Origin of the sequence: Micromonospora sp. NPDC048905, from assembly GCF_040649655.1 — a bacterium.
In the GTDB taxonomy this organism is placed as follows: Bacteria; Actinomycetota; Actinomycetes; order Mycobacteriales; family Micromonosporaceae; genus Micromonospora.
Genome location: NZ_JBEZFV010000007.1, coordinates 419,501 through 426,719, shown reverse-complemented (window position 1 = coordinate 426,719; position 7,219 = coordinate 419,501). Strand labels below are relative to the sequence as shown.

Annotated in this window: 10 protein-coding genes; 4 read left to right on the top strand and 6 right to left on the bottom strand. The window is 69.6% G+C overall.

The window, feature by feature from the left end; all coding sequences use genetic code 11:
* Positions 1-109: 109 nt before the first annotated feature.
* Both AB0C01_RS21260 and AB0C01_RS21255 read right to left on the bottom strand, forming a co-directional pair.
* Entirely contained in the window at positions 110-916 is an 807-nt protein-coding gene (locus AB0C01_RS21260) for a nucleotidyltransferase domain-containing protein (RefSeq protein WP_357571882.1), read from the bottom strand.
* Between the two features lie 223 nt (positions 917-1,139).
* Positions 1,140-1,511, bottom strand: a complete 372-nt coding sequence (locus AB0C01_RS21255) for a VOC family protein (RefSeq protein WP_357246926.1) — start codon at positions 1,509-1,511, stop codon at positions 1,140-1,142.
* 116 nt (positions 1,512-1,627) lie between these two features.
* Between AB0C01_RS21255 and AB0C01_RS21250 the strand changes: the two genes are divergently transcribed.
* The 3 genes from AB0C01_RS21250 to AB0C01_RS21240 are packed head-to-tail and all read left to right on the top strand — an operon-like array spanning position 1,628 to position 2,879.
* On the top strand, positions 1,628-2,086 hold the full coding sequence (locus tag AB0C01_RS21250) for an SRPBCC domain-containing protein (protein WP_357571881.1): 459 nt from the start codon (positions 1,628-1,630) through the stop codon (positions 2,084-2,086).
* Positions 2,083-2,433 carry a metalloregulator ArsR/SmtB family transcription factor gene (locus tag AB0C01_RS21245; RefSeq protein ID WP_357246920.1) on the top strand — a complete coding sequence of 117 codons (351 nt, stop codon included), beginning with the start codon at positions 2,083-2,085 and terminating at the stop codon, positions 2,431-2,433. Before AB0C01_RS21250 ends, AB0C01_RS21245 begins: the two co-directional genes overlap by 4 nt.
* Positions 2,434-2,435: 2 nt before the next feature.
* Positions 2,436-2,879, top strand: coding sequence for an SRPBCC domain-containing protein (locus AB0C01_RS21240; RefSeq protein ID WP_357571880.1), 444 nt, complete (start codon positions 2,436-2,438; stop codon positions 2,877-2,879).
* On the opposite strand, the gene AB0C01_RS21235 is transcribed toward AB0C01_RS21240, so the two are convergent.
* Positions 2,809-4,143, bottom strand: a complete 1,335-nt coding sequence (locus tag AB0C01_RS21235) for an MFS transporter (RefSeq protein ID WP_357571879.1) — start codon at positions 4,141-4,143, stop codon at positions 2,809-2,811. The genes AB0C01_RS21240 and AB0C01_RS21235 overlap by 71 nt on opposite strands.
* Positions 4,144-4,415: 272 nt before the next feature.
* On the opposite strand from AB0C01_RS21235, the gene AB0C01_RS21230 reads away from it, so the two are divergent.
* The gene (locus tag AB0C01_RS21230) at positions 4,416-4,727 is read left to right on the top strand and encodes a hypothetical protein (RefSeq protein WP_357246912.1); all 312 of its coding nucleotides are present in this window, start codon (positions 4,416-4,418) and stop codon (positions 4,725-4,727) included.
* Positions 4,728-4,840: 113 nt separating this feature from the next.
* On the opposite strand, the gene AB0C01_RS21225 is transcribed toward AB0C01_RS21230, so the two are convergent.
* The 3 genes from AB0C01_RS21225 to AB0C01_RS21215 form a co-directional block, all read right to left on the bottom strand.
* On the bottom strand, positions 4,841-5,572 hold the full coding sequence (locus tag AB0C01_RS21225; RefSeq protein ID WP_357246909.1) for a class I SAM-dependent methyltransferase: 732 nt from the start codon (positions 5,570-5,572) through the stop codon (positions 4,841-4,843).
* A gap of 234 nt (positions 5,573-5,806) precedes the next feature.
* Positions 5,807-6,169, bottom strand: coding sequence for a PH domain-containing protein (locus AB0C01_RS21220; protein ID WP_110563545.1), 363 nt, complete (start codon positions 6,167-6,169; stop codon positions 5,807-5,809).
* 101 nt (positions 6,170-6,270) lie between these two features.
* Positions 6,271-7,155, bottom strand: a complete 885-nt coding sequence (locus AB0C01_RS21215; RefSeq protein ID WP_357571898.1) for a LysR family transcriptional regulator — start codon at positions 7,153-7,155, stop codon at positions 6,271-6,273.
* Between the last annotated feature and the right edge of the window lie 64 nt (positions 7,156-7,219).

The following is a 7,219-nucleotide window of genomic DNA, read 5'->3' as shown; positions in this document are numbered from 1 at the left end:
CGACCCGCTACGACAAGACCGCGACCTCGTTCCAGGCCACAGTCACCATCGCCGCGCTACTCCAATGGTTGTGAGCCTTTGAAGACACGCCCTAGGGCGTGGTGCAACGTCAGGGACGTACCGCCTTCTCACCATGGACGGCCGCGTACTCCACCGCGAGCCACGGCCCCAGGTCGTCGATGAGGTGGCGTAGTACCGCCGGATCCGCCGAGGGCGCGCGCCCGATCCTCGCAGCGGCGCGCATCTGCTCGGCGCGTTGCGGGTAGTAGAGACCGAACGCCTCGGCGGACTCGACGAGGTCGCTTGTCCAGCCTTCCCAGCGAGGCATGACCAGCGTGAATCCCGTCCGGACGATGCGACGGGCGACGAGCCGGCAGAGACTCCTACGGTGGTTGTCGGTGCTCGCTTCGGCCGCTTGCCGACGCCACTCTGGAAGCGCGATTGCCAGGTCGCCGTTCGTCTCGCGGGCGAGCAGGGCAGTGGGCCGGTAGCCGGGGAGTTGGTCGGCGAAGTCGTCGCCCAGCAGGGGAGTGCACAGGCACGCGACGAAGAAGCCGAGATCGTGGCGTTCCAGCTCGCTGAGCAGCGTACGTGCGCTGAACAGCAGGATGCCCACGCCGTCGATCTCGTCGAAAGACTGGTCGAGGGCTTGCTCGATCCGCGTGGCATCCCGCCGGTCGGCCGCGGTCGGCTCGGCGTTCAGAGCGAGCAACAGATCAAGATCAGAGACTCCAGGTACGGCGGTGCCACGCGGGATGCTGCCGTAGAGGTAGGCGCTGTGCAGTCGGCCGCCGCCGAAGCCCTCGACTATCCGGGTGCGTGCCGCGTCGACGACACCGGCGAATGCCGGTGGGACCCGACTCAGCTCGCCTTCGCGCGCGATCGTTCCGTCGACGGTCAATCCTCTGCCGGTCATGGGGGTCACTCTGCCGCAGCAGGTGATCGTCAGCTCGGGCGGAGTCGTCCTGCTCGGACTCGTACACGAAGGCCGTGACGCCACGACGGCTGCCGCAGTAGTCCACGATCAGGTCGGCGATCTCGACGGAGCCGGCACGCAACGAGGCCGCCAGCTGCCGAGCCGTGTGGTGCGTGAGGACCCGGCCTCGGGATGCACGGCTACCACCAACGTGTGCATGCGATCAGCGCTCGGCCCAGGCGCCCAGCTCGTTGCCGCTGGGGTCGGTGAAGTGGAACCGGCGGCCACCGGGAAACTCGTACGGCCCCTTCACCACCTGGCCGCCGGCCTCCTTCACGGCCTGCACGGACCGGTCCAGGTCGCTTGAGTAGAGCAGCACCAGCGGACCGCCTTGCTGGACGGCCTGGTCCAGGCGGAGGCCGCCGACCTCGGGGCCGGAGTCGTGCGGGCTGCGGATGCCCGCGTACCCGGGACCGTAGTCGTTGAACTGCCAGCCGAACGCGTCGGCGTAGAAGCGCTTGGCCTCGGCGAGGTTGGTCACCGTGAACTCGACGTAGTCGATGGCGTGGTGCCGGTGCGGCGATGGCTCAGACATGCACGGCATTGTGCGCCCCGGGTACGACCAGACCGCGACATGCAACGAAAGGTTGCGCGAGGGCGGAGGGCTGTCGTAGGTTGAGTGCAACCAAAGGTTGCGAAAGGTTGGGGCGCATGGAACAGGGAACCATCGAGCGCGACATCCACGTCGACGCGTCACCCGAGGTGGTCTTCGAGGTGGTCAGTCAGCCCGAGCACATGCGGGAGTGGTGGCCCGACGACGCGCGGTTCGAATCGGTCGCGGGCGCGCCCGGCGAACTGATCTGGCGAAACGCCGACACCGGCGAGACGACGACCGTCGCGCTCGCCGTCGTCGAGGTCGACCCGCCGAAGCGATTCTCCTTCCGGTGGTGCTTCACCGAGCCGGACCGGAGTGGGTCGGCACTGCTCGTCACCTTCGACCTGACCCCGAGCGGCACGGGCACGCAGATCCGGATGACCGAGACCGGGTTCCGCGAGATGGGCTGGGAGATCGCCGTCCTGGAGGCGCAGTACCAGGACCACGAGAACGGTTGGGACCACTACCTGCCCAGGCTGGGCGCGTACGTCGCACGGCTGGTCGCCACGCCGTGAGCACCGCTGTCGACGACGAGCTGTGGTCGGCGATCGGTGACCCCACCCGTCGTACGATGATCGATCTTCTGCTCTCCGACGGGCCGGGCACCGCGACGTCGCTGAGCCGGCGACTACCCGTCACCCGGCAGGCCGTCGCGAAGCACCTGGCCGTCCTGGACCGGGTCGGGCTGATCCACGCCGAGTCGGCCGGTCGCGAGCGTCACTACCAGGTCGACGAGGCGCAGCTCGCCCGCGCCGTCGCGCAGTTGTCGGCGGTGGGCTCCACCTGGGACGCCCGGCTCCGCCGGATCAAGCGGATCGCCGAGGCGATCGAGCGCAACCGCCACCACGACGAAGGAGAATGACAATGGTCGACATCCTGCACCAAGTCGGCGTCGTCGCCCCGCTCGACGACGTCTACCAGGCGGTGGCATCTCCCGAGGGCGTTGCCGGCTGGTGGTCGGTCGACACGACAGGCAAGAGCGAGGTCGGCGGCCGGTTGGCCGTCCGGTTCGGCGACGACCCCGGGTTCGACCTGGAGATCCTTGAGCTGGACCCGGCCGGCCGGGTGCGGTGGCGGGTCACCGACGGTCCGGCGGAATGGATCGGCACCAAGATCGGCTGGCGTCTCGACGAACGCGGCGAGTTCACGATCGTCCAGTTCACCCACGAAGGCTGGCGCGAACCGACCGAGCTGATGCACCAGTGCAGCACCAAGTGGGCGACGTTCCTGCTGAGTCTCAAGGCGTTCGTGGAGACCGGGCGCGGCCGGCCGGCACCGGACGACGTACAGATCGGCGACGGACACTGACCTCGGTGCCGGTCGGCCCGCCGGGGGGTCGCGCGCTCCACCGGGAGATCGCGAACCCTCCGGCGACCAGGCCGAGGGCCACGATCGCCACGGCGCAGAGCAGCATCGTCGGGCGCGCGCCCACGGCACGCACGAGTGGCCCGCCCAGCATGGTGCCCAGGGGCACCGCCAGCACGAGGACGGCGCCGTTCGCGGCGAGCACCGCCGGCAGTTGCTCGGTCGACGTGCTGCGCTGGAACAGCGCCATCGACGTGGACATGTACGGTGCCCAGATCAGTCCCGCCAGGGCGAAGGCCGGCAACGACACGACGAGCGGCGCACCCAGGCCGAGAGGCAGCATGGCGATCCCGAACCCGACGACGATGCCGATGGTGGTGACCCGCAGCGGCCAGCGGCGGAGGTAACCGGCGACCAGGCCGCCGACGAGACCGCCGACGCCGAAGGCGGCGTAGAAGATGCCGAGCAGCGTCGCGGAGGCGTGCAGGTCGTCTTTGACGTGGAACGGCATGGCCACGTACACCGGTCCGAAGAGGAAGAAGAACCCGAGGCTCAACACCAGGAGGCCCAGCAGGGCGGGGTTGCGGCGGATGACCGCGAGGCCGGCGGTCCGCGAAGCGCCGCGCTCGGCCCGCGGGGCCTCGTCGCTGGTGGGAAGGGCGAGGCGGTACGTGAGGGCCAGCGCGGCGAAGGTGGCGGCGTCGATCGCGATGACCCACACCGGTCCCGCCCAACCGATCAGGATGCCCGCCAGTGGTGGGCCGACGATGGTGGCGAACCCGGCGATGGTGCCCAGCACCGCGTTCGCGGGGAGGTGGTGTCGCTGCGGCAGCAGCTCGGCGATCAGGGTGAAACGTCCGGCCGAGCCCCACGAGTGCAGCAGGGCCGACGCGGCCAGCAGGACCACGTACAGCCCGAGGGTGAGCACGCCCGCGAGGTGGGCGAGCGGGATCGCCGCGAGCGCGCACGCCCGCAGGATCGCGTCCCACCCGGCGAGTTGGGCGCCGCCGCGTCCACGTAGCAGCCGGCCGAAGACGACAGTCCCGACCGCGCTCGGCACGGTGTACGCGGCCATGGCCAGCGCGGCCCAGGTCTCGCGCTGACCGGGCGGGGCGAGGTCGCTGGCGAGCCAGATCACCGCGACCACCGCCATGCCGTCGCCCAACGCCGACACGGCGAGCCCGGGCAGGACGCGCCGGAGCTGCGGATGACTGACCACCGGCCAGTACGGCGAGGTGCGGGGGAACCGGGCGGTGTCCGTTGGCATGCTGCCAGCTCACCCGGCGCGGGCCCGGCAGAGCAAGGAAGACTGCCGACAGCAGAATCAGTCGAACGCGCAACGTGTCACCTACCGGTCCGGGCGCTCGTCGGCGACCGGTGCGGTGTCGCCGCTGAGGGATACCGCTCGTAGTCGGTCGCCGAGCCCCTCGCGGCGGGTCGGGCCTACCGCTGCAATGTCTGTACCCCCGGTGCCGCACCGCACGGCAGCATCGGAAAGCTGGCGTCCGGCCCGATGCCCACGCCGCTACCTTGTTCGGCATGGAAGCTTCTGAGCCGGCGTCTCTCTGCGGCCTCTGCGGCCAGCCAATCGATGAGCGGCATGTCGACACCACGCACGGTGGTACGGAGGCGCGCGGTGAGAGAAGGGAGTACGTGGTCGTCGGCAGACGCGGGGGGATCGTCGAATTTCAGCGCGCAGGCAACGCTGACCGGACGTACCGGACGGACGCCGAAATGTTGGCGATTCAGTTGAACATCGCGGAACCGCGCCTGGTTGGAGTTCGTTTCAGCTGCTGGGTCTCGCCTGCCGAGTACGGCACGTTCCAGAGTGACTACAAGCTCATCACGTAGTAGAGCCTGGCCGGTCGGGCCGGCGAATCGCGAGATCGACTCCGGCTCCTTGAAGTCGGGGGGTCAAGGAGACCTCGACATCCCGGATTCCCGGAACCGGAGTCGACCAACTGCTACTCCGCCCGGTAGACGGAGATGTGCGACGGGCTGTCAGCGGTGAACGGCTGCCGGTGCCAGTCCGCGTACCGCTCGGTGAGCCGGAGCCCCGCCTGCTGCGCCATCTCGTCGATCTGGTGTGGCCAGGCGTAGCGCATGGCGAACGGCTTCAGGTGCACACCGTCGGCGTCGAAGGTGATGGTCTGCCGGATGAAGGACTGCGCCGGTCGGTCGTACCGATGCAGTCTTATCGTCGCGGAGTCCTCGGTGACGCCCCAGACCTGCACCTGCTCGTGGCGGTCGAAGTCGCGCGGGTCCGGCACGAACGTCTCGATGACGAACGCCCCGCCCGGCGACAGCACCCGGGCGACGTTGCGGAAACAGTCCGCCTGCCGCTCGGCGTCCACCAGGTTGAACAGCGTGTTGAAGACCAGGTACGCGAGCCGGAACTCACCCGTCACCGGTACGTCCGCCATGTCGGCGACGACCACGGGGATCCGGTCGCCGCCGGGCTTGGCCCGCATCTGCGCCAGCATCTCCTCGGACGCTTCGACACCGTGCACGTCGAGACCGCGCTCGGCCAGCGGCAGCGCGACCCGGCCGGTTCCGATCGCCAGCTCGAGAACCGGCCCACCGTCGGCCAGATCGGCCAGGAAGTCCACCGCTGGCACCGGGTCGGGGTTGCCTGGGCTGTCGTAGCCGGCGGCCCACAGCCGGCCGAAGAGGCCGGGATCGTCGAAGACCGACATCAGCGGCCTCCGGGGTTGGTCAGGGGGTCAGTGGCGCGCTCCCGCGCCACGGGAGTCGGAGCAGATCTGCTCACGAAGCCTCGATTCCTCAGGTCGGATGACGTTCGGTCGGAGGGACTTCGTCGTGTCGGGCATGGTGGCTGCTCCCTTCGCGCGGCTGTCGACCGAGCAGACCAGAGACGGCCGCGGCCCGGCAAGGCATATATGCCTGGCCGGGCCACGGTGGTCGGGCGCTCAGGAGATGTGGTGCAGGATCACGTTGTGCACGTGGTGGCTCTTCTGCGCGCCACGGAACTCCACCTCGTAGGTGTGCGTCCCCACGTGGATGGCGATCGCCCCGGTGGAGAAGAACGAGCCACCCCAGGACTTGTTGCTGACCACACTCACGCTGGTGATCTTCGAGTACGGGATGCTGGTGATCGCGAACCGCTTCCCGATGAACGAGCGGTCCTGGATGATCACGCGACGGTCCGTCAGCCCGATGAACCCGGTGCCGGTGCCGACCGCGTCGTAGACGGCGATGATCTGCTCGCCGTCGAGGAGTCCGCTCTCGATCTGCTGGACCTGCTCCTTGCGGTCGTACGCGATGTTCGCCATGGATCCAGGTTAAAAAACCGGTGCCACCGACCCACCCGGGCGAGGACCACGACTCCGCGTCGTACCCCGGATCAGACGGTGGTGGCGGAACTCGGCGTGTCTCATCGGGGGTTCGCGTCGGTCGCGGCGCGGACGAACTCACGGACCCGGGTGGTGGTGTTGCTGGGCAGCCAGACCGGCCCGCGTTCGATCGGTGGGGCGTCGTGGATGGGCACGTACGCCACGTCGGGGCGCGGGTAGTAGCGCCGCGTGTGCTCGCCCACCGGCAGGACACCCCGGCCCAGCGCGACCAGGGACAGCATCTCGGAGAAGGTGTTCCCGGCAGGTCCCTTCGGCACCGGCCGGCCGGACGGGGTGCGCTCCGGGGTGCGGTCCCGCTTGAACTCCGTCGAGGTCACGGCCGGGTACTGCACCACCGGATGGTCGGCGAGCACCTCCAACGACACCGACCGCTCCCGGGTGAGGGGGTGACCCGCCGCCACCGCCAGTACCCGATCCTCGGCGAGCAGCGCCGGACCGGTGGCCATCCCGTCGAACGGGTACGAGGCGATCAGAACGTCCGTCGAGCCGTCGAGCAGCCCCGATCGGGTGGTGGACAACTGCGCCTCGTGCACCTCCACCCGGCAGTCCGGGTGCCGTTCAGCGAACAGGGCCACCGCCCGCAGCAGCACCGGTGCGGTCCATTCGCCGAGGAACGCCACCCGCAGCGTCCCGGTCACGCCCCGGGCGGCGTCGGTCGCGCGGCGAACGGCCTCGTCCATCTCGGCGACCAGCGGAGCCAGCTCGTCGGCGAGCTGCCGGCCGATCGGAGTGAGCCGGACGACCCGGCTGGTGCGGGCGAACAGCGGTGCGCCGATCCGGCGTTCCAGCTTCCTCACGATGTGGCTGACCCGGCCGGTGCTGACTGTCAACCGCTCGGCGGTCCGGCCGAAGTGCAGCTCCTCCGCGAGCGTCAGGAACGTCTCCACCTCGTACCGCTCCAGCACACCGGTTCCCATCGTTGACCTGTGGGCAACGATCGTAGCGGCATCAGATCTTGGTCGGCGTCCC

Bases quoted from the DNA above. Each gene is read 5' to 3' on its own strand.
- AB0C01_RS21260 (WP_357571882.1), bottom strand. From the start codon at position 916: ATGACCGGCAGAGGATTGACCGTCGACGGAACGATCGCGCGCGAAGGC.
- AB0C01_RS21255 (WP_357246926.1), bottom strand. From the start codon at position 1,511: ATGTCTGAGCCATCGCCGCACCGGCACCACGCCATCGACTACGTCGAG.
- AB0C01_RS21250 (WP_357571881.1), top strand. From the start codon at position 1,628: ATGGAACAGGGAACCATCGAGCGCGACATCCACGTCGACGCGTCACCC.
- AB0C01_RS21240 (WP_357571880.1), top strand. From the start codon at position 2,436: ATGGTCGACATCCTGCACCAAGTCGGCGTCGTCGCCCCGCTCGACGAC.
- AB0C01_RS21235 (WP_357571879.1), bottom strand. From the start codon at position 4,143: ATGCCAACGGACACCGCCCGGTTCCCCCGCACCTCGCCGTACTGGCCG.
- AB0C01_RS21230 (WP_357246912.1), top strand. From the start codon at position 4,416: ATGGAAGCTTCTGAGCCGGCGTCTCTCTGCGGCCTCTGCGGCCAGCCA.
- AB0C01_RS21225 (WP_357246909.1), bottom strand. From the start codon at position 5,572: ATGTCGGTCTTCGACGATCCCGGCCTCTTCGGCCGGCTGTGGGCCGCC.
- AB0C01_RS21220 (WP_110563545.1), bottom strand. From the start codon at position 6,169: ATGGCGAACATCGCGTACGACCGCAAGGAGCAGGTCCAGCAGATCGAG.